This is a genomic window from Rathayibacter sp. Leaf185, assembly GCF_001423885.1.
Taxonomy (GTDB): domain Bacteria; phylum Actinomycetota; class Actinomycetes; order Actinomycetales; family Microbacteriaceae; genus Rathayibacter.
This window is the reverse complement of the sequence record NZ_LMPP01000001.1, coordinates 1,188,484-1,213,466: the sequence shown is the minus strand read 5'-3', so window position 1 is coordinate 1,213,466 and position 24,983 is coordinate 1,188,484. Positions and strand designations below refer to the sequence as shown.

The following is a 24,983-nucleotide window of genomic DNA, read 5'->3' as shown; positions in this document are numbered from 1 at the left end:
CTGGTCGGTGCCGAGCGCACCGGCCGGGCGCGACACGATCGCTTGCGCGGTCAGGAGAGACCATGACCACATCCCTCGAGACGCCGCGGCTGCCCCGCCGCGACCCGTCCGCCTCGGCGCCGGCGATCGAGACGCCCCGCAGACGGAGGCGGCCCGAGGCGGGGCAGCTCATCGCGTGGGCCTTCCTCGCCCCGCTCGTCGTCTACCTGCTCGTCTTCTACGCGTTCCCGCTCTACCGCAACCTCGAGCTGAGCCTGAAGGACTACACGGTCCGCTCGTTCGTGCAGGGCGACGCTGCGTTCATCTGGTTCGACAACTACATCCGGGTGTTCCAGGATGCGACGTTCGGCCCGGCGCTGCTGCACACGGCGGTGTTCACCGGGGTGTCGATCGCCTTCCAGTTCACGCTCGGGCTGGCGCTTGCGGTGTTCTTCTACCGCAGGTTCCCGCTCGCGACGACGCTCCGCGCGCTGTTCCTCGTGCCGTGGCTCCTGCCCCTGATCGTGTCGGCGTCGACCTGGTCGTGGATGCTGAACAGCGACTCCGGGATCGTGAACGCTTTTCTCGAATCGTTCGGGATCGGCCAGATCAACTGGCTCACCTCCCCCTCGACCTCCCTGATCGCGGTGCTCATCGCGAACATCTGGATCGGGATCCCGTTCAACCTCGTCATCCTCTACTCCGGTCTGCAGAACATCTCGCAGGAGCTCTACGAGGCCGCCTCGCTCGACGGCGCGACCGGCGCCCAGCAGTTCTGGCGCATCACGCTGCCGCTGCTGCGCCCGGTCTCGGCGATCACGATCCTGCTCGGCCTCGTCTACACGCTGAAGGTGTTCGACATCATCTGGATCATGACGAAGGGCGGTCCGGCCGACTCGTCGACCACGCTCGCGACCTGGACCTACCAGCTCGGCTTCGGCTCGATGCTGCCCGACTTCGGACCGGCGGCGGCGGTCGGCAATCTGCTGATCATCCTCGCGCTGGTCTTCGGCCTCGTGTACATCCGCGTCCAGCGCAAGCAGGCCGACTCGTGACCGCGCGGCGCCCCTGGTGGCTGACCCTCGTGGGCATCGTCCTCACTGCGATCATGCTGTTCCCCGTCTACTGGATGATCAACGTCTCCCTCACGCCGACCGGGTCGATGCGCAAGGATCCGCCCGACTGGTTCCCCTTCTCGCCGACCTTCGCGGGCTACCAGGCCGTCGTCAGCGAGCAGCTGCCCTACCTCGGCACGAGCCTGATCGTGGGCCTGGGCACCGTGCTTCTGACCGTCGCGATCGCGGCGCCGGCCGCCTACTCGCTCGCCAAGCTGCGGCCGCGCGGCGGGCAGGGGCTCTCGTTCGTGCTCCTGATCGCGCAGATGATCCCGGCGATCATCATGGCGATGGGGTTCTACGCGATCTACCTCAACCTCGGGCTGCTCAACTCGATCCCGGGCCTGATCGTCGCCGACTCGACCATCGCGGTGCCGTTCGGCGTGCTGATCTTCACCGCGTTCATGTCGGGGATCCCCGACGAGCTGACCCAGGCCGCGCGGATGGACGGCGCGAGCGCCTGGCGCACCTTCACCTCGGTGATCATGCCGATCAGCCGCAACTCGGTCGTGACGGTGTCGCTGTTCGCGTTCCTCTGGGCCTGGTCGGACTTCATCTTCGCCTCGACCCTCGACAGCGGAGGGAAGCTTCAGCCGATCACGCTCGGCATCTACAAGTACATCGGCAACAACAACCAGGAGTGGAACTCGATCATGGCGACCGCCGTGGTCGCCTCCATCCCGGCCGCCGTCCTCCTCGTCGTCGCCCAGCGGTACGTCTCGGCGGGTGTCACCGCCGGTGCCGTCAAGGACTGACCCCCCTCATTAGGAGACCCCTGTGACCATGACCGTCACCACCGCCCTCGGCGGACCCGTCGCCCCGTCGACGAGCGCCCTCCGGCCGCTGCGGCAGGACGAGATCCGCCTGACCGGCGGATTCTGGAAACACCACCAGGACCTCAACGCGCACGCGGTGATCAGCCACTGCCTCTCGTGGATCGAGCGGGTGGGCTGGGCGGGCAACTTCGACCGCGCCTCCGCCGGCACTCTCTCGACCGAGACGGGAGGCGACCAGCACGTGGGCATCGAGTTCGTCGACTCGGAGGTCTACAAGCTGCTCGAGGCGATGGCGTGGGAGCTCGGCCGCTCGGGCGACCCGGAGCTCTCCGGGCAGTACGAGGCGATCGTCGCGCGCGTCGCCTCCGCCCAGGAGGCGGACGGCTACCTGCACACGAGCTTCGGCCGGCCGGGGCAGCCCGCGCGCTACTCGAACCTCGAGTGGGGGCACGAGCTGTACTGCTTCGGGCACCTCATCCAGGCGGCGGTGGCCCGGCTGCGCACCGGGCACGACGACCTGCTGCCGGCGGTCGCGCGGCGTCTGGCCGACCACGTCTACCGCGAGTTCGGACCGGAGGGGCGCGTCGCGGTCTGCGGGCACCCCGAGATCGAGCCGGCGCTCGCCGAGTTCGCGCGGGCCACGGGGGAGGGGCGGTACCTCGAGCTCGCCCGGCTGTTCGTCGAGCGACGTGGGACCGGCACGCTCGGGCCCGTTCAGTACGGGCCCGAGTACTTCCAGGACGACGTGCCGGTGCGCGACGCGGAGGTGCTGCGCGGGCACGCGGTGCGGGCGCTCTACCTCGCGTCGGGCGCGCTCGACGTGGCGGTCGAGACGGGCGACGCGGCGCTGTCGGAGGCGGTCACCCGGCAGTGGGCGGCGACCGTCGCGCGCCGAACCTACGTCACCGGCGGGATGGGCTCGCACCACCAGGACGAGGCCTTCGGCGCCGACTACGAGCTGCCGCCCGACCGCGCCTACGCCGAGACCTGCGCGGCGATCGCCTCGAACATGCTCAGCTGGCGCCTCCTGCTCGGCTCGAACGATGCGCAGTACGCCGACCTGATCGAGCGGACGCTGCTGAACGCGGTGCTGCCCTCGACCCGCGAGGACGGCCGTGCCTTCTTCTACACGAACACCCTGCAGCAGCGGGTCGACGGAGTCGCGCCCGACGAGTCGGTCGAGACCGATCGCGCGCAGTCGAGCCTCCGGGCGCCGTGGTTCTGGGTGTCGTGCTGCCCGACGAACATGGCGCGCACGCTCGCGAGCGTCGAGCTGGGCTTCGCCACGGCGACGGAGCAGGGCGTGCAGCTGCACCAGTACGGGTCCTACCGCGTGAACGCGAACGGCGTCTCGCTCGAGGTCGAGTCGGAGTATCCGAGCGACGGCGAGATCGTGGTGCGGGTGCTCGAGGGAGCGTTCGACCTCTCGCTGCGGATCCCTCCGTTCGCGCGCGGCGTGGCAGTGCTCGATGGAGCGCCCGTCGACCCGGCGCTGTCGGTGGTGACCGTCGAGGTCGCGGCGGGTGACGTCGTGCGGCTGTCGCTGCCGATGACGGCACGGTTCGTGACTCCGCACCCCCGGATCGACGCGGTGCGCGGCCAGGTCGCGGTGGAGCGCGGGCCGTTCGTGCTGGCGCTGGAGTCGGTCGACCTGCCGGACGGACTCGACACGGAGCACGTCGTGGTCGACGCCTCGGTCGAGCCGGTGGCGACCGTGGAGGGCGCCACGGTGAGGCTGGTGCGCCGCGATGCCTCCGCTGACGGCTGGCCCTACGACGTCCCCGCGCAGGCCGGCGAGCGGTTCGACGCCGAGTTCCGCCCCTACTACCGGTGGGCGAACCGCGGCCCGTCGACGATGCGGATCTGGACGCCGACGAGCTGAGGCGCTCCCTCGTCGTCAAATTACTGTCCTGCAAGACAGTAATCTGCTACTCTCGTCGTGAGGAGACCCGCTCGGGACTGCGGGACCGGACTCGCGGAGGCGCTCGCCGTCCGGCTCCGCCTCCTCTTCGACGAGAGAAGAGACGAACCATGACCACCCTCACCCTGCCCACGGCCGTCGACGCCTTCGTCGCGGCGACCAACGCCCACGACGGCGACGCTCTGTTCGCCGTCTTCGCACGCGACGCCGTCGTCGTCGACGACGGAGCCACCTACTCCACGCCCGACCGGGTGCGCGAGTGGCTCACGGTGCACCAGATCGAGCCGAGGGTCGTCATCACGCCGTCCTCGTTCGAGGACGGACGACTGGTGGCGTCGGTCGACGGCGACTTCCCCGGCGGCCCGCTGGCGTTCGTCTTCCGCTTCGCCACCCGCGACGGCCTCGTCACCGAGCTGACGATCGAGCAGGCATGACCGAGGTGCCGGCGGGCGAGCCGGTCGCGACTCGCGCTCATCCCCTCGCCGGACGCCGCGCGGTCGTCGTCGGAGGCACGAGAGGGCTCGGCGCCGCCGTCGTGACGCGACTCGCCGAGTCCGGGGCCCGCGTCGTGGCGGTCGGGCGATCGACGCCCGAGCACACCGACGCCGCCCGAGTGGTGCTGTCGGACGTGACCCGACCGGAGGCGGCGGGCGTCATCGCGGAGGCGGTGGCGGACGAGGGCGGCATCGACATCCTGGTGCACGTCACCGGCGGATCGTCAGCGCCGGCCGGTGGCCACGCGACGATGACCGATGAGCACTGGGCGGCCGAGCTCGAGCTCAACCTGCTCGCCGCCGTGCGGATCGATCGGGCACTGACTCCGTCGATGCTCGAGCGGGGCCGCGGCGCGATCGTCCACGTGGGGTCGATCCAGAGCCGGATGCCGCTGCACGACGGGACGCTGGGCTACGCGGCGGCGAAGGCCGCGCTCCGCGCCTACGGCAAAGGGCTGGCGAGCGAGCTGGCACCCCGCGGCGTGCGCGTCAACACGGTCTCGCCGGGAGGGATCCGGAGCGAGGGCGCGCTCGGCCTCGCGGCGCGCCTGGCCGAGCGGCACGCTCTGACGCAGGAGGAGGGCATGGAGCGCCTCCTCGACTCGCTCGGCGGTGTCCCACTCGGACGACTCTCCACCGCCCGGGAGGTCGCCGAGGCGATCGCCTTCCTTGTCTCCGACGCGGCGGCGGCGATCGTGGGCTCCGATCTGACCGTCGACGGCGGGACGGTCAGGACGACCTGAGGCTCGTCTCCCCCGTGGTCCGCTCGGGCGGATCCGATCAGAGGGGAATATCTCGGAGGGCGCTGGCCTTCTTCTGCCTGCATGCAATATATTGCATGCAAAGATCGCAACCTCGAGGAGAGACCATGTCCGCTACCGCTTTCGCCCCCACGAGCAATGAACCCACCGTCGTCCTCGTCCACGGCGCCTTCGCCGAGTCGTCCAGCTGGAACGGCGTGATCCCGCGCCTGCTCGCCGAGGGCCTCCCCGTCGTGTCCGTCGCGAACCCGCTGCGCGGGCTCGCTGCCGATGCGGAGTACCTCCGCACGGTGATCGACGCGATCGACGGCCCCGTGGTCGTCGCCGGCCACTCCTACGGCGGCTCCGTCGCGAGCCAGGCCACGGCCGGCGCCGCCGACGTGCGCGCGCTGGTCTATGTCGCGAGCTTCCTCCTCGAGCCGGGTGAGAGCACGGGGGACCTGGCGGGGAAGTTCCCCGGCGGAGAACTCGGCCCCGCCCTCACGCCCGTGCCGTTCACCGCGGGCTCCTTCTCGGGCGACGACCTCTACATCCAGCAGGACCGCTTCCGGGAGGTCTTCGCGGCCGACGTGGATGAGGCGACGGCAGCGCTGATGGCGGCGACGCAGCGGCCGATCGCCGCGGCAGCGCTCGAGGACCAGGCGACCGAGGCCGGCTGGCGGAGCATCCCCTCGTGGACGCTCGTGACCCGCCAGGACCTCGCCGTGCCCGCCGAGTCGCAGCGGTTCATGGCCACCCGTGCCGGCTCGCACGCGGTCGAGATCGACGCGTCGCACGCGGTCACGGTGTCGGAGCCCGACGCCGTGGCCGAGCTGATCCTCGACGCGGTCCGCGCCACCCGCCCGTGAGCAGCGGTCGACCGGCTCGTCGTGAGGCGGCGAGCCGGCCGTCCCACCGGAGGGGCGGCCTCTGATGCCCGTCGGAGTCTTCGGCGTCCCGCTCTGGGCGGAGCTCGCCGCTGCCGGCCTCGGCGGGCTCCAGGGGGCGCTCTTCGCGGCGACGATCCGCGAGCGGCGCATCGACGTCCTCGGCGTGATGATCCTCGGTCTCGCCGTCGCGCTCGGCGGGAGTCTGATGCGCGACGTGATGCTGAACCAGCCGCCGGTCGTCGTCTGGAGCAGCTGGTACCTCGTCGTGGCGGCGCTCGCCGCTCTGCTCGGTATGGCCGTCGAGCCGTTCCTGCGTCATCTCGACAGCGTGGTGCTGGTCCTCGACGCGGTGGTGATCGGCACCTTCGGAGCGATCGGCACGTCGAAGGCCCTCGCCCTGGGGGTCGGCGAGGTCGGCGCCCTCCTGATCGGGATCGTCGGCGGGGTCGGCGGGTCGATCGTGCGCGACCTCCTGCTCGGCCGACCGGTCGAGCTCCTGCACGTCGGGTCGCTCTTCGCGGTCGCCGCGGGTGCAGGCTCCAGTGCCCTGCTGGTCCTCGACGCCCTCGGCGTCCCGGTGATGATCGCGGGCCCGGTCTGCATCGCGGTCACCGCCGCGGTGCGGCTGGGCGCCGTCCGGTTCGGCTGGACGTTCCCGGAGCAGCGCTCGCTGATCCGGCCACGGGTCTGAGGCGTGCCGCACCGGGCTCCGCCGTCCCGTCGTCATCCCCCGCCCACGCCTCCTCCGGAGGAGGAATCATGACTTGCCGCCCCTTGCCGACTGCTGCCCCCGAGCACCCCCTTCGAGGTGTCGGAATCGGGCAGGGTGGCGGTGCTGCAATGGCGACCGTCACTGGGTTTTCATGTATGCAATATATCGCACGGTGGTATCGTCTCCGCATGCCCATCCCCAGGACCACCGCCGTCACCCCTCGTTCCCTACTCCGCGACGACGTCTACCAGGCCCTGCGCGACGCGATCGTCGACGGCACCTTCGAGCCGGGGGAGCGCTTGCGCGACCAGGAGCTGGAGACCTGGCTCGGGGTGAGCAGGACGCCGATCCGCGAGGCTCTGCTCCGGCTCGCGCGGGTGGGCCTCGTCTCGGCCAAGCCGGGGCGGGCCACGATCGTGACGCCGTCGACGAGCAAGAGCGTCAGCGATGCGCAGCAGATCGCGGCATCGATGCACGAGCTCGCGACCCGCCTCGCCGGTCCGTCGATCACTCCCGACGCGCTCGCGGAGATGGAGACCGCCAACGCCGACTTCGCCCGTGCGCTCGACGGCGGAGACGTCGAGCTGGCCCTGCGATCGGACGACGCGTTCCACGGGGTGCTGACCGGGCTCAGCGGAAACCCGATGATCGACGACGTGCTCGAGCAGGCCACTCCGCTCATCCGCCGCGCGGAGCGGCTTCGCTTCGCCTCGCTGGCCGCCCGCGAGTCGGTGGAGCAGCATCGAGCGATCGTCGCGCGGCTCCGTGACGGCGACGTCGACGGTGCCGCTCGTCTCGGGCGCGAGAACTGGATGACGCTCGACAGGCACCTTCACGTCGAGGAGGACGAGTGACGATCGCCGAGACCCTCGCCGAGCTGCGGACGGCCTCCGTCGTGACCGCGGCGCTCGCGTCGGCGCTCGGCGACTCCTGCGAGCACTCCCTCGGAGGCGCTCCGGATCGACCCCGCTCGGGCGGCAGTCCTCGCCGCCCTGCCCGATCCGGAGTCCGCGCTGCAGGAGCTGTGGGAGACCCGCCGGCCGAGGAGCAGCAGCCTGATCAGCGGTCCGAGTCAGGCCGCCGCCGCGGCGGGCGGGACGATGCGCCCCCGGTCTGACGCTGGTGACGACGCCATGATCGCGCAGGGTCGCTCCTCGGCCCTGATGGCCCGCGTGCTGCTCAGTGCGGTGACACCCGCGTACGGACTCGTGGGAGATGACGCTCCTTCGCAGCTGCTCGACGCACCGGTGTGGAGCGATCGCGACCGCCCTCGCCGAGGCGCCGCCGGCCGCCGTGATCGTCGGGATCGACATCGCAGAGCGCCCGCTCGAGATCGCCGGGGACCTCCTCCTCGAGGCCGATCCGCGGATCGCCGCGCGCATCGTCCTGCGGCGAGGACGTGACCGAGCTCACCGAGCATGACCGCTGCGACCTCGTCTGGTTGCCGCTGCCGTTTCTCCCCGATGAGATCGTCGATCGCGCGCTCGACAGGGTCGTGGCCGCCCTGCGGACCGGGGGCCTGCTGGTCGTGGGGACGAGCCCCGCCGTCGTGGACCTCCTGATCCGGCGCGGGCTGCACCGTCTGGAGAGGTTCGACACGGTGCCGGGAGGTCCGGTCCTGGTGGGAGCCGTGGTCCCGCTGCTCTGAAGGCCCGCTCGCTCCGCGCTCAGGGGAGGAGGCCGCGCTCGCGCATCCGGGCGGCCGAGGCGATCGCGTCGGCGACGAAGCGCTCGGTCAGGCCGGTGTAGCGGCGGACGTCGTCCTCGGACCAGTCCTCGAGAACCTCGGCGATCATCCGGTCGCCGAGCGCGTAGACACCTCGGGCGGCGGACTCGCCGACCTCGGTGAGGCTGATCAGGGTGGCGCGACGGTCGGCCGGGTCGGTCGTCCGGCGGACCAGCCCGTCGCTCTCGAGTCGGCCGACGATCTTGCTGATGTAGGAGGCGCCGGTGCCGAGCGCCTCGGCGAGGGCCGTCGGGCGCAGGGGTCCCCACGCCAGGAGGTGGCGGAGGGTCTGGTGGGACGGCTGATCGAGCGTCTCGCCGCTCCTGGCCAGGATCTGGCCCTGCAGAGTCGGCGACTCCCACAGGAGGATCAGGGCGCTGAGGTTCGCGAGCAGCTCGGAGCGGTAGGGGAAGTCGCCGGGGGAGGGGGTCGTGCCCCCCTGGACTGCGCGCTCCTGATCCACGCGAGAACTCTATTCGGCTCGCCGCGGCCGACCGCTCCGAGAGACCGTCGGAGACGTCCCTGCAGAACGTCCACGAGCGCTGCGTCGATCGAGCCTGATCCCCGCCGCCGCACGCTCTCACGCCGATGTCTCGTCGATCTGACAGCGCTCGATCGCCCCGACGCAGTAGTTCGCTGTTCAGATCTCAACTGAACGAGGAGGGTCCGATGTTGAAGATCACACGCCAACGGCACGGTCTCGGCGTGCGCGAGCTGGCTCGCCGGGCGGGGGTCGCGCCGAGTGCGGTGACGCAGTGGGAGCAGTCGGAGGCGCGAGGCGTTCTGCGTCCAGCGACTCTCGAGAGAGCTCTCGCGGTGATGGGGACCTCGATCGCCGCGGAGGAGTTGTCGCAGCACGCTCCTCGGCGGCTCGAGCGACGCGAGGATCGCGCGGCACAGGAGCTCCATCGCGCGGTGGCCGGGCGCTTGATCGTCGATCCTGATGCCGTGCTCGCTCTCGTCCCCGAGAACGCCCGGCGCCTGCGGGCTCGAGTCCGCGGAGGGGCGACCACGTTGCTCGACGTATGGGAGGAGCTGGCGGCGGAGAGGGAGATCGGTCGACTCGTCGACGTGATGCTGTCCACCTCCGCGCGGGCGATCGAGATGCGTCAGGTCTCTCCGTTCGCGGGTGTGCTGAACGACGAGGAGCGCGTGCGCGCATCGAGCGGGCCGCCGCGTGAACCGCGACGAGCTCGCCAAGCTCGGACGGAACGACATCAAGGACCGCGAGTTCGTCGATGCGCTCATCAAGGCGTCCTTGATAGATCCGAGGCTTCTTCTCGAGCGGTTCGATGCGATCAAGGACGAGAGGCTCGAGGACGCTCGAAGAGTCGCGGTGCGCGCGTTCCTGCGCAGCTGCGGCGCAGGAGACTGATCCTTCCAGTCGGCTCGCCCCGGGCGCACATCAGCGCCGCTCCAGAGAATCTCCAGAGCGGCGCCGGTGTGGCTCGGGCTATGCGTCCGAGCGGGACTCGGCGTCGGCCGGCGTCTCGATCGGCGCGCCCTCGACCGTGGCGCGGTCGGACTTGCCGCGGTCGCCGCGGGTCTTCAGGAGGCTCGCGATGGTCGCGACGGCGATCGTCGAGCCGATGAAGGTCAGCGAGAACCAGATCGGGATCTCGGGGACCCAGAGCAGCGGCTCGCCACCGTTGATGAAGGGGACCTCGTTGACGTGCAGGGCGTGGAACACGAGCTTCACGGCGATGAACGCGAGGATCACGGCCAGGCCCTGGCTGAGGTAGACGAGGCGCTCGAGCAGGCCGCCGATGAGGAAGAACAGCTGGCGCAGACCCATGAGGGCGAACGCGTTGGCGGTGAAGACGATGTACGCCTCGCTCGTCAGACCGTAGATCGCGGGGATCGAGTCGAGCGCGAAGACCAGGTCGATGAAGCCGATGGCGACGATCGTCAGCAGCATCGGGGTGACGAAGCGGCGGCCGTCCTTCTTCACGGTCAGCTTGTCGCCGTGGTACTCGTCGGTGACGGGGAGGATGCGGCGCACGAGGCGCATGAAGGCGTTGTTCGAGGGGTCGCCGTGGTCGCCCTTGATCTGCTGGTACGCGAGCACGAAGAGCAGGGCGCCGAAGAGGTAGAAGACCCACGAGAAGTTCTCGATCAGCGCCGCACCGACGGCGATGAAGGCGCCGCGCATGACCAGGGCGATGACGATGCCGATCATCAGCACCTTCTGCTGGTACTTCTTCGGCACCGCGAAGCCGCTCATGATGATGAGGAAGATGAACAGGTTGTCGAGCGAGAGCGCCTTCTCGGTGAGATAGCCGGCGAAGTACTCGCCGCCGTAGCGCCAGCCGGAGACGATGCCGATCCCGACGCCGAAGAGCAGCGCGAGACCGATGTAGAACGCCGACCAGCGCGCGGATTCGCCGATGGTCGGTTCGTGGGGCTTGCGCACGTGAGCGAAGAACTCGTAGACGAAGAAGGCGATCGTCACGGCGATGGTGATCAGCCAGATGGCGGGGGTGACCTGCACGGGGTGCTCCAAGGGGTGGTCGAGACGGGACCAAGGTCTCCTCCACTCCGGCCGACGACCTCGTGGAGGTGGTGGCGGAGCCGATGGCCCGGGACGCTCTGTCGCATCCGTAATGACGGGCTCACCGCAGACGGGAGTACTCCCCTTGCTGGCTTCGAGTGTACTCAGGCCGGCGAGGGCGCTGCCTGAGAGAGGCCCGAGACTGCTTTCCGGCGAGTGACCACTGCCCCGTGGTTCCCTCGGCGGAGGGACGCGTCACACGGGTACGCACGGCGGCGGTCGCGCGGCGGGCGTGGGTAGCGTGAGGCCATGTCAGTCGACCGCATCCCCACCTCCCACGCCGGCAGCCTGCCGCGCACGCCCGCGCTGATCGCCGCCAACGAGGCCCGCCGCATCGCCGAGGACGGCTTCACGCTCGAGCGCACGCCCGAGTTCGACGAGCTGCTCGCGGGCGCCGTCGACGAGCTCGTGCAGAAGCAGGACGCGGTCGGCATCACGATCCCGGGCGACGGCGAGTTCGGCAAGGCGATGTCGAGCGCGGTCGACTACGGGGCGTGGTGGTCGTACTCGTTCCAGCGCGTCGCCGGCCTCTCGGTCACCGAGGAGTCGATCTTCAGCTCGCAGCCCGTCCGCTCGGAGCCGGGACACGTGCGCCTGACCTCGTTCCCGGACCGCCGCGACTGGACGATCTTCCGCGACGCCTACTCCGACCCCGACAGCGGCATCTCGACGGGGAAGAACGCGACCGCGTTCCCCTCCACCACCGGCCCCCTGAGCTACATCGGCCAGGAGGCGGTGGCGACCGATGCGCAGAACCTCCGCCGAGCGCTGGACGACGCCGGCATCGCCGACGGCTTCATCACCTCGCTCTCGCCCGGCAGCGGCGCGCGCATCCACAACGCGCACTACGCCAGCGAGGAGGAGCACATCTGGGCGTGGGCCGACGTGCTGCGCGAGGAGTACCGCGCGGTGATCGACGCGGGCCTGATCCTGCAGATCGACGACCCCTCGATCGCCGAGAACTGGGACCAGATCAACCCCGAGCCCTCCCTCGAGGACTACCGCGCCTTCACTCGCATCCGCGTCGAGGCGCTCAACCACGCGCTGCGCGGACTGCCGCAGGACCGCATCCGCTTCCACCTCTGCTGGGGCAGCTGGCACGGACCGCACACGACCGACATCGAGTTCCGGCACATCGTCGACCTGATGCTCGAGATCGACGCCGGCTCCTACTCCTTCGAGGCCGCGAACGCGCGCCACGAGCACGAGTGGACGGTCTGGGAGGACGTGGCGCTGCCCGACGGCAAGGTGATCGTGCCCGGAGTCGTGGGGCACGCCACCAACGTGGTGGAGCACCCGGAGCTCGTCGCGCAGCGCCTCGAGCGCTTCGCCTCGGTGGTAGGCCGCGAGCGCGTCGTCGCCGCGACCGACTGCGGACTCGGCGGGCGCATCCATCCGCAGATCGCCTGGGCGAAGCTCGAGTCGCTGGCCCGCGGCGCGGAGATCGCGTCGGCGCGGCTCTGGCGCTGAGCACTGGTTCCCGACGCGCGCCAGGTGCACTGGGCCGTGAGGTTGGTGACGTTCCTGAACGAACGGCGTCGCAGTAGCGGCAGCATCCTCGGCAGTCGGTCAGGCCGCCGTACGGGCGGCCGTCAAGTTCTCGATATTGATGGCCAGCTGGTGGCGGAGTTCCGCAGGAACGTGATCGCCGAACCGCTTGAAGAATTCGTCGACGCGGCGGCTCTCCTCCAGCCAGCTGTCGGGACTGATGGTGAACAGCTCGTCGAGTGCTGAGCGGTCGAGGTTCAGGCCCTCGAGATCGAGGTCGGCGAGATGGGGGATGGATCCGGTCGCCACCGGATCGACGCCGACCGCGTTCTCGACTCGGCGGACGATCCACTCGATGACGCGCGAGTTCTCCGCGAACCCGGGCCAGAGGAAACGGCCATCGGCGTCCTTCCGGAACCAGTTGACCTGGAACATGCGCGGTGCGCGGTCGGCGAGGATCCCGCCCATGTCGAGCCAGTGCGCCCAGTAGTCGGCCATGTTGTAGCCGCAGAAGGGAAGCATCGCGAACGGGTCGTGGCGCAACTCCCCGACAGTGCCCTCGGCGGCTGCTGTCTGCTCGGAGGAGATGGTCGCTCCGATGTACACGCCGTGGTTCCAGTCGCGCGCTTCGAGAACCAGCGGAACGTTGGTCGCGCGGCGCCCGCCGAAGAGGATCGCGTCGATGATGACGCCGTCGGGTGCGTCCCAATCGTCCGCGATGGTGGGGCACTGATCTGCAGCGACGGTGAAACGTGCATTGGGATGAGCAGCGGGTGTGGCGGAGCCGGGGGTCCAGTCATCGCCCTGCCAGTCGATCAGGTGCGCCGGCTTCTCCTCTGTGAGTCCCTCCCACCAGATGTCGTGGTCGTCGGTGAGGGCGACGTTGGTGAAGAGGGTTCTGCCCCAGAGCGTCTGGATCGCGGCGGGATTCGTCTTCTCCCCGGTGCCGGGAGCGACTCCGAAGAAGCCTCGTTCGGGATTGATCGCGCGCAGACGACCGTCTGCGTCAGGACGCATCCAGGCGATGTCGTCCCCGATCGTCTCGACCTTCCATCCGGGGATCGAGGGGGTCATCATCGCGAGGTTGGTCTTGCCGCAGGCGGAGGGGAACGCGGCGGCGAGGTGGTACGCCTGGTCCTCAGGGCTGGTGACCTTGATGAGCAGCATGTGCTCGGCGAGCCAGCCCTCGTCACGGGCCACGGCGGAGGCGATCCGGAGCGAGAAGCACTTCTTCCCCAGGAGCGCGTTGCCGCCGTAGCCGGATCCGAAGGACCAGATCTCGCGAGTGTCGGGGAAGTGGGAGATGTACTTGGTGGGGTTGTGCGGCCAGGCGACATCGGGGCGAGTGGTGTCAGTGCCGACGATGAGGGGGTAGCCGACGCTGTGCACGGCGGGGACCCAGGGCGTGCCGGCGGCGATCTGCTCGAGGGCGGCGGTGCCGCTGCGGGTCATCAGGGCCATGCTGAGCACGACGTAGGGGGAGTCGGTGATCTCGATGCCGAGCTGTGAGATCGCTCCGCCGACGGGGCCCATCGAGAAGGGGACGACGTACATCGTGCGGCCGCGCATGGATCCGTCGAAGAGGTCGCGCAGTTGCGTCTTCATGACGGCCGGATCGCGCCAGTTGTTGGTGGGGCCGGCGTCGCGTTCGTTCTTGGAGCAGATGAAGGTGCGGTCTTCGACGCGGGCGACGTCCTCGGCAGCGGAGCGGGCGAGGAAGCTGTCGGGTCGCTTCTCCTCGTTGAGTCGGATGAGGGTTCCAGCGTCGACCATCTCGGTCGTGATGCGGTCCCATTCCTCGCGGCTGCCATCGGACCAGATGATGCGGTCAGGCCGGGTGAGGGCGGCGATGTCCTCGACCCACGAGCGGACGTCGTCGGGCAGGACGAGTTCACCCAGGCCGAGGGGTGCGTGTGTGGTGGGCGTGGCAGTCATGCGGGTTCCTTTCGGGCGAGCACGTCGCGGTGGAGCCGCTCGAGTCGCAGCGTGCGGGAGGTGCGCTGGAGGGAGTCGGCTGCGCGGCGCCGATCGGTGAGGAGCGGCTGGCTGAGCGAGGGGACGAGGCGGTTCAGCTCGTTCGTGCAGCCGGGACAGCGGGAGGGGAAGCAGGTGCGGAGGACGTCGATCATCGCGGCGACCGCGATCGAGGCGCCGAGGGAGGCGCCGAGAAGCCCGGCGATGCTGCCGTCAGCGGCAGAGACGATCTCGGTACCGAACTGCAGTACGCCGCCGCGCTGGGCGACGGGCTCCATGACCTGACCACGTTGACCGGGCGTGATGAGCTCCCGGTCATCGCTCTCGGCGTCGGGGACGAAGTCGCGCAGCGCGTTGACACGAGAGCGGCGGCCGGCGACGCCTCCTCCGAGGAGGAGGACGTCCGTGCTGACGGACACAGGGGTCCGCCGGGCCTAGAACGCGGTGAGCACGGTGCGCACGTGCTCGACCTGGGGCGTGCCGACGAGGTGTTCGCCGATGAGGGCGCGCCAGGCCTGGAACTGCTCGGATTCCCGGAAGCCGACCATGTGGTCCTCCACGGTCTCCCATCCCACGATGAGGCGGTACCGCAGGGGGAACTCGTCCGAGCGTTCGAGCTGAAAGGTGCGGGCGCCCTTGGCCCGCTGGAACAGCGGGGCTGCCTCGGCAACGGCTTTCTCGAATTGCTCGTCGTGGCCGGGGAGGACGTCGATCTGGGCGATCTCCCGCACGATCCGCACGTCGTGGGCTGCTCCGGCGTGCTCGCCGTCGATCCGACCGTGCTCGCCCGTGGCGACCATCGTCCGGGTGGAGTCGAGCGAGCCGTATGTCCAGAAGATCGCCATCGGCTCGGTGTCGGAGGCGTTGGTGAAGTGGTGCGGGATGTTGGCGGGGACGAAGGTGGTGTCGAAGGTCGAGAGCGGGGTCTCGGCCCCGTCGATGTCGACGATCGCGTGACCTCGGATGACGATGACCGATTCGGCGACGTTGTGGGTGTGGTGGCCGATGGCCGCGCCGGGCTGGAACTGGGTGATGCCGTTGAGGTAGCTGGTTCCGCCACGCGCGGCGGTGACCAGAGGTGTGGTCTTGGCTCCCGCGCCGCGGTCCTTCGAGGGGAGGTCGGCGAGGCGGAGGATGCGCGGAGAGTAGCTGGAGATCGGAGACGTTTCGGGCATGATCAGTCGCCTCCGACGGTGATGAGGTCCGCTTCGGTGTCAGCGTTGGCCGCGCTGAGCGTGGCGGGGGCGACCGCGTAGCCGATGGAGAGGGTCTTCACGTTCACGAACTCTCGGATGCCGTTGACCCCGAGCTCGCGGCCGTAGCCGGACTTCTTGATGCCGCCGAACGGCAGGCGCGGATCGGAGGCGACGATGCTGTTGATGAAGACGGCGCCGGCGTCGACGTCGCGGGCGAGCTGGTCCGCGCGATCGAGGTCGCTCGTCCAGATCGCGGCACCGAGCCCGAAGTCGGTGGTGTTGGCGAGGGCGATCGCTTCGTCGACGTCGGCGACGCGGATGATCGCGGCGACGGGGCCGAAGGTCTCCTCGGTGAACGCGGCGTGCTGAGGGGTGACGTGGTCGAGGATCGTGGGCTGGTAGTAGAAGCCCTCCCCCTCGACCACGTCGCCGCCGATGGTGACGACGGCGCCGGCGGCGATGGAGCGCTCGACCTGATCGTGGAGGGTCGCACGGAGGTTCGCGCGGGCCATCGGGCCGACGGAGGTGCGACGGTCGAAGGGGTCGCCGACGGTGAGCGCGCGCACGTTCTCCGTGAAGGCGGCGACGAACTCGTCCGCGACGCTGTTCTCGACGATGAACCGCTTGGCGTTGACGCAGCTCTGCCCGTTGTTGGTGAAGCGGGCCTTGACGGCGGCGGTCGCGGCGGCGGAGATGTCGGCGTCCGCGAGGACGATGAACGGGTCGGAACCGCCGAGCTCGAGGACCTGCTTCTTCAGGGCCGCTCCGGCCTGTGCGGCGACGATCTCGCCGACCTCGGTGGAGCCGGTGAGGGTCACGGCGGCGATGCGGTCATCGGCGATGAGTCCGGCGACTTCGCTGGAGTTGATCATGACCGTGCGGAACAGGCCCTTCGGGGCGCCGGCTGTGAGGAAGATCTTCTCCACTTCGAGCGCGGATCCGGGGACGTTGTTGGCGTGCTTGAGGATCGCGCCGTTACCGGCTGCGAGGGCGGGTGCTGCGAAGCGGAAGAACTGCCAGAAGGGGTAGTTCCAGGGCATGATCGCCAGCACGACGCCCAGCGGGTCGTACACGATGCGGCTGTCTGCGGCGCCGGAGGGGACGACGGTGTCGGCGAGGAATTCGGCGGCGTGGTCGGCGTAGTAGTCGAGAGTGAGCGCGCACTTCTCGACTTCGGCTTCCGCCTCGACGACGGGCTTGCCCATCTCGCCGGTCATGAGGTGTGCGTACTCCTCGGCACCGGAACGGAGGACGGCGGCGGTGCGGCGCAGCAGTGCGCTGCGCTCGGAGAGGGGGGTCTTTCGCCAGAGCCTCTGTGCTGCCACGGACTCGTCGAGGATGGTCTGCACCTGGTCTGGAGTGTGTGCCTCGTACCGGGCGATTTCGTGACCGTTACGCGGGTCGATCGCTGTGATCATGGGTGGTTCTCCTTGCAGGTCGCAGTGGAAGGGAGGGTCAGAAGAGGGGGTAGGCGAGGGTCAGCCCGCCGACGACGAGCATCACCAGGGCGACGATCGTGCCGCGCCAGATGACCTTTTTGAAGTGGTCTCCGAGGCTCACGTTCGCCAGGCCGATCAGCAGCAGGAAGGACGCCACGAGCGGGCTGGACTGGTGCAGCGACTGGCCGACGAGGGAGGCACGTGCCATCTCGACCGGATCGAGACCGAAGGTCGAGGCGGTCGCGGACAAGATCGGCAGGACTCCGAAGTAGAACGCGTCATTGGTCATCACGAAGGTCAGGGGGATCGAGAGGATTCCGGCGATGACGGCCATGAACGGGCCGAGTTCGCTGGGGATCACGGAGACGAGCCATTCGGCCATCGCTTCCACCATGCCGGTGCCGTTGAGGATGCCGGTGAGGACGGTGGCGGCGAAGACCATGCCGACGACGCTGATGACGCTGTCCGCGTGGGCTTTGATCTGCGCGGACTGCTCCTTGATCTTCGGGAAGTTCACCACCAGAGCGATCGCCGCGGCGGCCATGAAGATCACGGCGGGAAGGACGACGTCCATGACGAGGATCGTCATCACGGCGAGCGTGAGGACGAGGTTGAACCAGATCAGTCGCGGGCGCGCGTTCGGGCGGACGGCGATTCCGCCGGTGAGGGACAGGTCGGGGGTGAAGTTGTTCGTGATGACGACGCTGGAACCGCTGGCGGGGGAGGAGCTGCTGGTGCCGCCTCGCTCACCGTGGCGGGCGGCGCCGGTGGTGTGGGACTGGGCGGCCGCGTTCTCGTTGACGAACGTCTCATGGGACTCGTTGGAGAGGTCCGGGCGCTTCAGGAAGCCCTGCGAAGGACGCAGCTCGAGCGTGCCGATGCGCTTGCGTTCGCCACGGCCGAGGAAGTAGGCCAGCACGATGACTGCGACGAGGCCGGCTGCGATCGCGGGGATCATCGGGACGAAGATGTCGATCGGCGAGACGCCCAGTGCGGCTGCCGCGCGGGCGGTGGATCCACCCCAGGGCACGGTGTTCAGGACGCCGTTGGACATCGCAGCGACCACGGTGAGGGTGACGGGACTCATTCCGAGGCGCAGGTAGAGCGGGAGGAACGCGGACGTGACGATGATGAAGGTCGTCGACCCATCGCCGTCGAGGGAGACGATCGAGGTGAGCAGTGCCGTTCCGACGACGAGCTTCACGGGGTCGTCGCCGACGAAGCGCAGGATCAGCCGGATCAGCGGGTCGAAGAGGCCGACGTCGATCATCGTGCCGAAGAAGATGATGGCGAAGAACAGCAGTGCCGCCGTGGGCGCGAGCTTGAGGATGGACTCCTCGATCATGTCGCCCATGCCCAGGCCGGCGCCGGTGAAGGCGCCGAAGATCAGCGGCACGAGGATGAGGGTGGCGATCGGGGTCGCCTTCTTGGCCATGACGAGATACAAGAACACGGCGATCATGCCGAAGCCGAGAATGACGAGCATCGTTGCTCCCTAAGTTGGGTGGCCGTCACGTTGCAGAGGGCGACGGCGGAGGTCGGTGGCTCTAGTTATACCCGCAGGTATACCTCTTTGCAAACTAAACTGGCGGTATGACGAACCAACGCGCGCAGCTGACCGTGGTGAGGGACCCCTCCGTCCTCGGCAGCAAGCTCGGCAAGACCGAGATCGTGTACCGCCAGATCAAGGCCGACATCGAGAGCGGCGTGTACCAGCCGGGGGAGCAGCTGCCCGAGGTGATGCTCGTCGAGCGAACCGGCGCCTCGCGCACCCCGGTTCGCGAAGCACTGCGCCGTCTCGCCGCCGAGCAGCTGGTCGACATCGCGCCCAGGAAGGCGCCGACGGTGTCGCGGCTCTCTCTGAAGGGAGCTCGTGCGCTGTTCGACTACCGGCGCCTCCTCGAGCCGGCGGCACTGCGCGAGGTCGCTCGCCGCAGCAGTCAGGATCCTGCCGTTTCCGCCACGTTCCGGGCGCTGGCAGAGAGATTCGAGGCGATCAACGGCGTGGAGTACTCCTCCGACTTCGCCACGACCTTCGCTGCTCTGGCGACCGGATTCGATGACGCAGTCGTGGCGACGACTCCGAACGAGTACCTCGCTCGTGCGATCGACGAGCTCCGGCCGCACACCGCACGCCTGCGCCTGATCGCGCACGCCGACGTCGGGCGCCTCGCCGAATCGGTCAGGGAGCACCTCGAGATGTGCCACGCCGTGATCTCCGGCGACGCCGATCGCGCGGCCGTCGCCTGCACGCAGCACCTCTTCCACGTCGACCAGGGGATCTTCAACACCCTGCTCTCCTCGACCCGTGTCAGCAGCGCCCTCGTCGACCTCGCGAACTGACTCACTCGGACCACCCACAGCTCTTGCTCTTTAGGAATACGCTAAGGTATACAGAGATCCGGACGGCCAACGGGGTCACGTCCGCCGAGAGGTTCGAACATGGTTGAGACCACCACCGAGCGCGACCGCATCGCCCCGGCACCGTTGCGCGACTTCGGACGCGAGGTACTCGAGTACTTCGGTGTCCCCACTGACGATGCCGCACTGGTGTCCGACTCGCTCGTCCAGGCCGATCTGTGGGGTCACCAGTCTCACGGCCTGCTGCGACTGCCGTGGTACATCGACCGGCTGCGCACCGGAGCGATGAAGGCGGTCACTGAGCCGACCACTCTGATCGATACCGGCTCGCTCCTCCTGCTGGACGGGCACGACGGAATCGGTCAGGTGCTGACCGACAGGGCTCGATCCGAGGCCGTCCGCCGCGCGCGCCTGCACGGGATCGGCGCGGTGGGAGTGCGCAACTCCAACCACTTCGGAACGGCGATGTACTTCACCCGCCGCGCAGCCGCCGAGGGATGCACAGCGATCCTCACCACCAACGCCTCGCCCGCCATGGCCCCGTGGGGCGGCCGCGAGAAGAGCGTCGGCACCAACCCCTGGTCGATCGCCGCTCCCTACGGCGAGAAGGTCGTCGCACTCGACATCGCGAACACCGCCGTCGCACGAGGCAAGATCTACCTCGCCCGCCAGAGAGGCGTCCCCATCCCTTCGACATGGGCGCTGACCCCGGACGGGCACGAGACCACCGACGCGGAGCAGGCCGTGCACGGAGTGATCCTGCCCATGGCAGGGCACAAGGGCTACGCGATCAGCTTCATGATGGACGTGCTCTCCGGAGCGCTCACCGGATCGCAGGTCGGCCGCGGCGTGCACGGGCCCTATGAAGCCGACAGGCCCAGCGGCGCCGGCCACCTCTTCATCGCCATCGACGTCGCCGCCATGGGCGACCCGGAGGACTTCGCAGGTCGAGTGCACCAGATGGTCGACGAAGTGAAACAGACCCCGCTGGCTCCCGGCTACGACGAGATCTTCTACCCCGGCGAGCTCGAAGATCGCGCAGAGATCGCGAACCGCGCCTCCGGAATCCTGCTGCCGGAGAACACCTGGCTGGATCTGGAGAAGCTCGCCGCCGAGACAGGCCTCGACCTTCCGCGGGAGCGATGATGAACCTGACCGACCACCTCCTGCGCGCCTCGTCCTGGGAGGACCGCCAGGCTGCTGCGGAGATGATGATCCCCCTCATCGGCGAGCTGTACCGCCGCCGCAACGTCATCACCTCGCTGCACGGCCGCAGTCTCATCAATCAGTCCGCCGTCGAGCTGCTCAAGGCTCACCGCTTCGCTCGTCATATCGATGAAGTCGAGCTGCCCCTCGCCGAGACCCTGCCCATCGTCAGAGCCCTCGGCGACCTCGACCTCGCCGCATCGTCCATCGACGTCGGCCATCTCGCCTACCTCTACCGCAGCCACGGTGCCGGTCAGGACCTCGCTGAGTTCCTCCGCACCGAGCTCGCCCCCGTCGTCGGCGCAACACTTCCGCGCCACGCGCCCCGCGACGTCGTCCTCTACGGCTTCGGCCGGATCGGGCGCCTCATCGCCCGCATCCTGATCGAGCACGGCGATACCGCCTCCGGAACGCGGCTGAGCGCCATCGTCGTCCGGAAGGGCTCAGCCAACGACCTCGTCAAGAGGGCGAGCCTGCTGCGCCGCGACTCCGTGCACGGGCCTTTCAACGGCACCATCTCCATCGACGAGGAGCACGACACCATCCTCGCCAACGGCACCCTCATCCAGGTGATCTACTCCGACTCGCCCGCGAGCGTCGACTACACCCAGTACGGCATCACCGACGCCATCGTCATCGACAACACCGGCCGGTGGCGGGACGAGGAGGGCCTGCGACAGCACCTGCACTCACGCGGCGTCGCACGCGTGCTGCTGACCGCTCCCGGCAAGGGAGAGTTGAAGAACGTCGTCTACGGCATCAACCACGACAGCATCACCGACTCCGACCGCATCGTCACCGCCGCCTCGTGCACCACCAACGCCATCACTCCGGTCCTCAAGATGATCGACGACTACTGCGGCGTGGACAGCGGTCACATCGAGACGGTCCACTCCTTCACCAACGACCAGAACCTCATCGACAACTTCCACGCCGGTGACCGCCGAGGACGCGCCGCGACCCTCAACATGGTCATCACCGAGACCGGCGCGGCGAAGGCCGTCGCCAAAGCCCTCCCCGGCATGGCGGGGAAGCTCACCGGCAGCGCCATCCGCGTCCCCACCCCCAACGTGTCCCTCGCGATCCTGAACCTCCGCACCACGAGGCCCGTCACTCGCGAGGAGATCAACCGCCACCTGCGCACCGCATCCCTCGATTCGCCCCTTCGACGCCAGATCGACTACCTCGAATCGCCGGAGATCGTCTCCAGCGACATCCTCGGTTCCCGTCACGCCGGCGTCGTCGACGGCCTCGCGACCATCGCGACCGAGGACCACCTCGTGCTCTACGTCTGGTACGACAACGAAGTCGGATACAGCTGCCAAGTCGTCCGCGTCCTCGAGGAGATGGCCGGCGGACGCCTCCCCGCTTTCCCTACGCCCCGCCACCTCATCGACGCCACTCCCGTTCTCGCCTGACACCCTCGAAAGCAGCGCCATGCTCACCCTCACCGTCGCCCTCGACGTCCGCCCCGGCCACCTCGACGACTTCCTCACCGCGATCACCGAGAACGCCACACGAACCTTCACCGACGAGCCCGGCTGCCTCTACTTCGACGTCTGCCAAGACGTCACCGACGAGCTGCACTTCGTCTTCCACGAGGTCTACACCGACCAGAACGCGATCGACGCGCACCGGAGAGCGCCCCACTTCGCGGCCTGGCGCTCGGCCGCCGACCAGCACGTCGTCCCGGGCAGCCAGATCAACACCATCGCCCGGCGTCTCGCTCACCACAGCTGACCCATCGTGCGCTCCGTCAGCTCGTACCTGCCGCGCAGCAGATCACCGGACGGCGGACCTCCGCTCGAGAGCGTCATCGCGCCAGCCGGCATCAGCGCGCAACGCGTAGGCGAACTCCAACTCTCAGGAGCCGCTTGGACAAACGGATCCGACGCCACTGTTCGTCAGCGCCGGCATCATGACGGTCCTGCTCGTCGCCGTCGCCGTCGCCTCCGCCTCGCAGGTCATCGGATCGGTCGGATCGCGCTTCCCACACTGCTGGGGGCGTGGCCACCGCAGCAGGAGCCGGCGGGGTACTTCTCGGGACCGGCATCGTCGTCGCCTCCACGGTGCTACTGCTGCGCGGGGTCCGCCTGGACTGATGCTGGTGTGCCATCAGCTCCAGACTGCGGCAACCGTCAGCCCGGCCTGCGCCGCGAGCAAGGCGGGCCTTCATGCCCTCGGCCAGTCGCTCGCCGTCGCCCTCGCGCCACACGCCATCTCGGTCACGACCGTCGCACCCGGCTTCGTCGCTACTGAACGCCAGCTCGCCAAGCTCAACAGTGCTGACGGGGATGCCCTCCGCGCGCAAAGCCCGTTCGGTCGAGTCGGTGCCCCCGAGGAGATCGCCGCAGCCGTGTTCTGGCTCGCGTCCACCGAGGCCACCTGGTCGTCTGGAGCGATACTCGACGCCAACGGCGCCTCCTACCTGCGCACCTGACGAACCCTTGGTGCCGCTTCGACAGCGCCGGCGTCCTGCTCGAAGCGGCAGTCATGCCGACCGGGCCTCCAGCGATCGACGAGCCACGACGGAGAGATGTCGGTCGCCCTCAGCGCCCACGGGTGGTCCGTCCGCCACCCGTGGCCGCTCAGCTCGCTCAGGGCCGTTCGCGTCCCGCTCGGAGAGTTCTCGGCAGCTACCGCGACTGTGCCAGCAGCCGTTCCGATACCTCCCAGAGCCGATCTGCCGCGGCAGGATCCAGCGCGTGCGGGAGAACCCCGTGAACTCCTCCCTGGATCGCCGCCACGACCTCCGCCGGGTGGCAGTCCTCGTAGTAGCCGGGAGTCCCGACCCCCAGCACAGCCCGCGTGGCGACGTAGACGCTCGTGGCAGCACCTTGCTCCACGGTCTTCGTCCGGTACCGCCGCTTCATGTCCACGAGCACGGCTGGGTCCCAGTGGCGTTGCAGGTTGGTCCAGATGCCGCCGGGCATGACTGCGGATCCTGCGATCCCATCGTCCTGCCATCGCCGGGTCGCCTCCAGGGCGAAGAGCACGTCGGCCGTTTTGGACTGCCCGTAGGCGAGCCCCGGGTCGTAGGGGTCTCTCTCGAAGAACAGGTCGTCGAAACGGAGAGCCGAGGATGCGTGCCCACTGGAACTCAGCGACACGATCCTCGCGCCACCCGCCGAGCGCATCGCCGGGTGCATGCCGTGCGCGAGCGCGAAATGGCCGAGGTGATTGACGGCAAAATGCAGTTCCCACCCCTCCGGAGTGCGTTGCTCGGGTAGATCCATGACGCCGGCGTTGTTCACCAGCAGATGGAGTGGCCCCGACCACGAGTCGACGAACGATCGGATGGATCCGACATCGGCCAAGTCGACGAACGCAGCATGGACAGCATCGTTGCCCGTGCTCGCTCGAATGTCTGCCGCGACTCGGTTCCCCGTCGTGACGTCGCGGACGGCGAGGGTCACGGCTGCGCCGGCAGCAGCCAGGGCGCGGGCCGTTTCGACGCCGATGCCGGATCCTGCGCCGGTGACGACTGCTGTTCTGTTGCGGAGGTCGATTCCGTCGACGACCTCGAGGGCGGTCGACTCGGCGCCGAACGGTCCTCGCGGGTCGGGCATCAGCCGAGCCGCGTCTGGGCGATTCCGCCGTCGACGTCGACGATCGAGCCGTGCAGGAACAGGGCCTCGTCCGAAACGGCGAACCGGACGGCGTAGGCGACGTCGACGGGCCGTACCGGGCGTCCTGCGACGGTCACGGCGGTCATCGCCGCCAGGACGTCTGCGCTCTCGGCGTTGCCCGGAGTGCTCGTCGCGCCAGGAGCGACCGTGTTCACATGAACCCCTCGAGGGCCGTACTCGGCGGCCCAGGTGCGCGTCATCTGCTCGAGTGCCGCCTTCGACGCTGTGTACATCGCGCCGAAGGGCAGGCCCACGCGAGCCATCCACGACCCGATATTGACGATCGACCCGCGGCCGCGCTCCGCCATGGCCGGTGCGAGGGCCGCCACGAGCACGTGCGGGGCACGGATATTGATGCCGAGAACCGCGTCGAGGTCGTCCTCAGCGAGATCGGCGGTCGCGGTCGCCGGATAGATTCCGGCGTTGTTCACCAGGATGTCGATCCGGCCGCCGGCGAGAGCCACGGCGTCAGCGGCGAACCGGCGGACATCGGAGGCCGATGTCCCGAGATCGGCGACGAGCGGGGAGGCCTTGCCGCCCGCACGCTCGATCATCGTGACGACAGCCTGCGTGCGCTCGGCATCACGACCGTTGACGATGACATGGGCGCCGGACGCGGCGAGCACACGGGCGATGGCTTCGCCGATGCCACTGCTGGAGCCGGTGACGAGCGCGGTCTGACCGGCGAGCCGGTCATCGGACGGGACTGAGACGAGTTCTTCTTCGTTGGACTTCACGGTCCATTCCTAGCACGGAGTGGACCGCGGGGTCCACTGGAGTAGTCTG

The 24,983-nt window shown here is 69.0% G+C and carries 25 protein-coding genes and 1 pseudogene; 17 read left to right on the top strand and 9 right to left on the bottom strand.

Annotation, left to right across the window (positions count from 1 at the left end; translation table 11 throughout):
- Positions 1 to 62: 62 nt before the first annotated feature.
- The 9 genes from ASG06_RS05850 (at position 63) to ASG06_RS05800 (ending at position 8,275) form a co-directional block, all read left to right on the top strand.
- Positions 63 to 1,034: a carbohydrate ABC transporter permease gene (locus tag ASG06_RS05850; protein ID WP_056039763.1), complete on the top strand. Its 972-nt coding sequence runs from the start codon at positions 63 to 65 to the stop codon at positions 1,032 to 1,034.
- The gene (locus ASG06_RS05845) at positions 1,031 to 1,849 is read left to right on the top strand and encodes a carbohydrate ABC transporter permease (protein WP_156465874.1); all 819 of its coding nucleotides are present in this window, start codon (positions 1,031 to 1,033) and stop codon (positions 1,847 to 1,849) included. Before ASG06_RS05850 ends, ASG06_RS05845 begins: the two co-directional genes overlap by 4 nt.
- A gap of 28 nt (positions 1,850 to 1,877) precedes the next feature.
- Positions 1,878 to 3,752 carry a glycoside hydrolase family 127 protein gene (locus tag ASG06_RS05840; protein ID WP_197409384.1) on the top strand — a complete coding sequence of 625 codons (1,875 nt, stop codon included), beginning with the start codon at positions 1,878 to 1,880 and terminating at the stop codon, positions 3,750 to 3,752.
- A 149-nt stretch (positions 3,753 to 3,901) separates the two neighbouring features.
- Positions 3,902 to 4,225, top strand: a complete 324-nt coding sequence (locus ASG06_RS05835) for a nuclear transport factor 2 family protein (RefSeq protein ID WP_056039759.1) — start codon at positions 3,902 to 3,904, stop codon at positions 4,223 to 4,225.
- The gene (locus tag ASG06_RS05830; RefSeq protein WP_082498965.1) at positions 4,222 to 5,028 is read left to right on the top strand and encodes an SDR family oxidoreductase; all 807 of its coding nucleotides are present in this window, start codon (positions 4,222 to 4,224) and stop codon (positions 5,026 to 5,028) included. The genes ASG06_RS05835 and ASG06_RS05830 overlap by 4 nt, the downstream gene beginning before the upstream one ends.
- A 125-nt stretch (positions 5,029 to 5,153) precedes the next feature.
- A complete protein-coding gene (locus tag ASG06_RS05825; protein WP_056039757.1) occupies positions 5,154 to 5,894 on the top strand; it encodes an alpha/beta fold hydrolase in 741 nt (246 codons plus the stop codon).
- Between the two features lie 64 nt (positions 5,895 to 5,958).
- Entirely contained in the window at positions 5,959 to 6,606 is a 648-nt protein-coding gene (locus ASG06_RS05820) for a trimeric intracellular cation channel family protein (RefSeq protein WP_197409361.1), read from the top strand.
- Between the two features lie 209 nt (positions 6,607 to 6,815).
- Positions 6,816 to 7,481 carry a GntR family transcriptional regulator gene (locus ASG06_RS05815; RefSeq protein WP_056039752.1) on the top strand — a complete coding sequence of 222 codons (666 nt, stop codon included), beginning with the start codon at positions 6,816 to 6,818 and terminating at the stop codon, positions 7,479 to 7,481.
- A 545-nt stretch (positions 7,482 to 8,026) separates the two neighbouring features.
- Positions 8,027 to 8,275 (top strand): hypothetical protein, encoded by a 249-nt coding sequence (locus tag ASG06_RS05800; protein WP_056039746.1) that lies wholly within the window; start codon positions 8,027 to 8,029, stop codon positions 8,273 to 8,275.
- Between the two features lie 19 nt (positions 8,276 to 8,294).
- On the opposite strand, the gene ASG06_RS05795 is transcribed toward ASG06_RS05800, so the two are convergent.
- Entirely contained in the window at positions 8,295 to 8,816 is a 522-nt protein-coding gene (locus ASG06_RS05795) for a MarR family winged helix-turn-helix transcriptional regulator (protein ID WP_056039744.1), read from the bottom strand.
- Positions 8,817 to 8,941: 125 nt separating this feature from the next.
- Between ASG06_RS05795 and ASG06_RS20680 the strand changes: the two are divergent.
- Together ASG06_RS20680 and ASG06_RS20190 are read left to right on the top strand one after the other, a co-directional pair.
- A pseudogene (locus ASG06_RS20680) lies at positions 8,942 to 9,178 on the top strand (helix-turn-helix domain-containing protein); the annotation flags it as partial.
- A gap of 352 nt (positions 9,179 to 9,530) precedes the next feature.
- Complete coding sequence (locus ASG06_RS20190; protein ID WP_056039743.1) at positions 9,531 to 9,728, top strand: hypothetical protein; 198 nt, start codon at positions 9,531 to 9,533, stop codon at positions 9,726 to 9,728.
- A 78-nt stretch (positions 9,729 to 9,806) separates the two neighbouring features.
- Here the strand turns inward: ASG06_RS20190 and ASG06_RS05785 are convergent, their stop codons facing one another.
- Positions 9,807 to 10,844 (bottom strand): TerC family protein, encoded by a 1,038-nt coding sequence (locus ASG06_RS05785; protein ID WP_056039741.1) that lies wholly within the window; start codon positions 10,842 to 10,844, stop codon positions 9,807 to 9,809.
- Between the two features lie 309 nt (positions 10,845 to 11,153).
- On the opposite strand from ASG06_RS05785, the gene ASG06_RS05780 reads away from it, so the two are divergent.
- A complete protein-coding gene (locus ASG06_RS05780; protein WP_056039739.1) occupies positions 11,154 to 12,374 on the top strand; it encodes a cobalamin-independent methionine synthase II family protein in 1,221 nt (406 codons plus the stop codon).
- Positions 12,375 to 12,473: 99 nt separating this feature from the next.
- Here the strand turns inward: ASG06_RS05780 and ASG06_RS05775 are convergent, their stop codons facing one another.
- Genes ASG06_RS05775 through ASG06_RS05755 form a run of 5 tightly spaced genes read right to left on the bottom strand, consistent with a single transcriptional unit; the run spans position 12,474 to position 18,487 of the window.
- Positions 12,474 to 14,327 carry a phosphoenolpyruvate carboxykinase (GTP) gene (locus ASG06_RS05775; protein ID WP_082498963.1) on the bottom strand — a complete coding sequence of 618 codons (1,854 nt, stop codon included), beginning with the start codon at positions 14,325 to 14,327 and terminating at the stop codon, positions 12,474 to 12,476.
- Positions 14,324 to 14,785 carry a malate:quinone oxidoreductase gene (locus tag ASG06_RS05770; RefSeq protein ID WP_056039736.1) on the bottom strand — a complete coding sequence of 154 codons (462 nt, stop codon included), beginning with the start codon at positions 14,783 to 14,785 and terminating at the stop codon, positions 14,324 to 14,326. The genes ASG06_RS05775 and ASG06_RS05770 overlap by 4 nt, the downstream gene beginning before the upstream one ends.
- Before the next feature lie 15 nt (positions 14,786 to 14,800).
- Positions 14,801 to 15,541: a cupin domain-containing protein gene (locus ASG06_RS20460; protein ID WP_231727621.1), complete on the bottom strand. Its 741-nt coding sequence runs from the start codon at positions 15,539 to 15,541 to the stop codon at positions 14,801 to 14,803.
- Positions 15,542 to 15,543: 2 nt separating this feature from the next.
- Positions 15,544 to 16,980, bottom strand: a complete 1,437-nt coding sequence (locus ASG06_RS05760) for an NAD-dependent succinate-semialdehyde dehydrogenase (RefSeq protein ID WP_056039734.1) — start codon at positions 16,978 to 16,980, stop codon at positions 15,544 to 15,546.
- A gap of 37 nt (positions 16,981 to 17,017) precedes the next feature.
- The gene (locus tag ASG06_RS05755) at positions 17,018 to 18,487 is read right to left on the bottom strand and encodes a CitMHS family transporter (RefSeq protein WP_056039731.1); all 1,470 of its coding nucleotides are present in this window, start codon (positions 18,485 to 18,487) and stop codon (positions 17,018 to 17,020) included.
- Between the two features lie 107 nt (positions 18,488 to 18,594).
- Between ASG06_RS05755 and ASG06_RS05750 the strand changes: the two genes are divergently transcribed.
- The 5 genes from ASG06_RS05750 to ASG06_RS19870 all read left to right on the top strand — a co-directional run bounded on the left by ASG06_RS05750 (position 18,595) and on the right by ASG06_RS19870 (position 23,008).
- Complete coding sequence (locus ASG06_RS05750; RefSeq protein ID WP_082498962.1) at positions 18,595 to 19,344, top strand: GntR family transcriptional regulator; 750 nt, start codon at positions 18,595 to 18,597, stop codon at positions 19,342 to 19,344.
- A 99-nt stretch (positions 19,345 to 19,443) separates the two neighbouring features.
- Positions 19,444 to 20,508: an Ldh family oxidoreductase gene (locus tag ASG06_RS05745; protein ID WP_056039727.1), complete on the top strand. Its 1,065-nt coding sequence runs from the start codon at positions 19,444 to 19,446 to the stop codon at positions 20,506 to 20,508.
- Complete coding sequence (locus ASG06_RS05740; protein WP_056039725.1) at positions 20,505 to 21,986, top strand: glyceraldehyde-3-phosphate dehydrogenase; 1,482 nt, start codon at positions 20,505 to 20,507, stop codon at positions 21,984 to 21,986. The genes ASG06_RS05745 and ASG06_RS05740 overlap by 4 nt, the downstream gene beginning before the upstream one ends.
- A 19-nt stretch (positions 21,987 to 22,005) precedes the next feature.
- Entirely contained in the window at positions 22,006 to 22,308 is a 303-nt protein-coding gene (locus ASG06_RS05735) for a putative quinol monooxygenase (RefSeq protein ID WP_056039723.1), read from the top strand.
- 361 nt (positions 22,309 to 22,669) lie between these two features.
- On the top strand, positions 22,670 to 23,008 hold the full coding sequence (locus ASG06_RS19870; protein WP_156465872.1) for an SDR family NAD(P)-dependent oxidoreductase: 339 nt from the start codon (positions 22,670 to 22,672) through the stop codon (positions 23,006 to 23,008).
- A gap of 196 nt (positions 23,009 to 23,204) precedes the next feature.
- Here ASG06_RS19870 and ASG06_RS05725 read toward each other — a convergent pair whose 3' ends face one another.
- Positions 23,205 to 24,137, bottom strand: a complete 933-nt coding sequence (locus tag ASG06_RS05725; RefSeq protein ID WP_056039721.1) for an SDR family NAD(P)-dependent oxidoreductase — start codon at positions 24,135 to 24,137, stop codon at positions 23,205 to 23,207.
- Positions 24,137 to 24,934 carry an SDR family NAD(P)-dependent oxidoreductase gene (locus ASG06_RS05720; protein ID WP_056039719.1) on the bottom strand — a complete coding sequence of 266 codons (798 nt, stop codon included), beginning with the start codon at positions 24,932 to 24,934 and terminating at the stop codon, positions 24,137 to 24,139. Before ASG06_RS05720 ends, ASG06_RS05725 begins: the two co-directional genes overlap by 1 nt.
- Between the last annotated feature and the right edge of the window lie 49 nt (positions 24,935 to 24,983).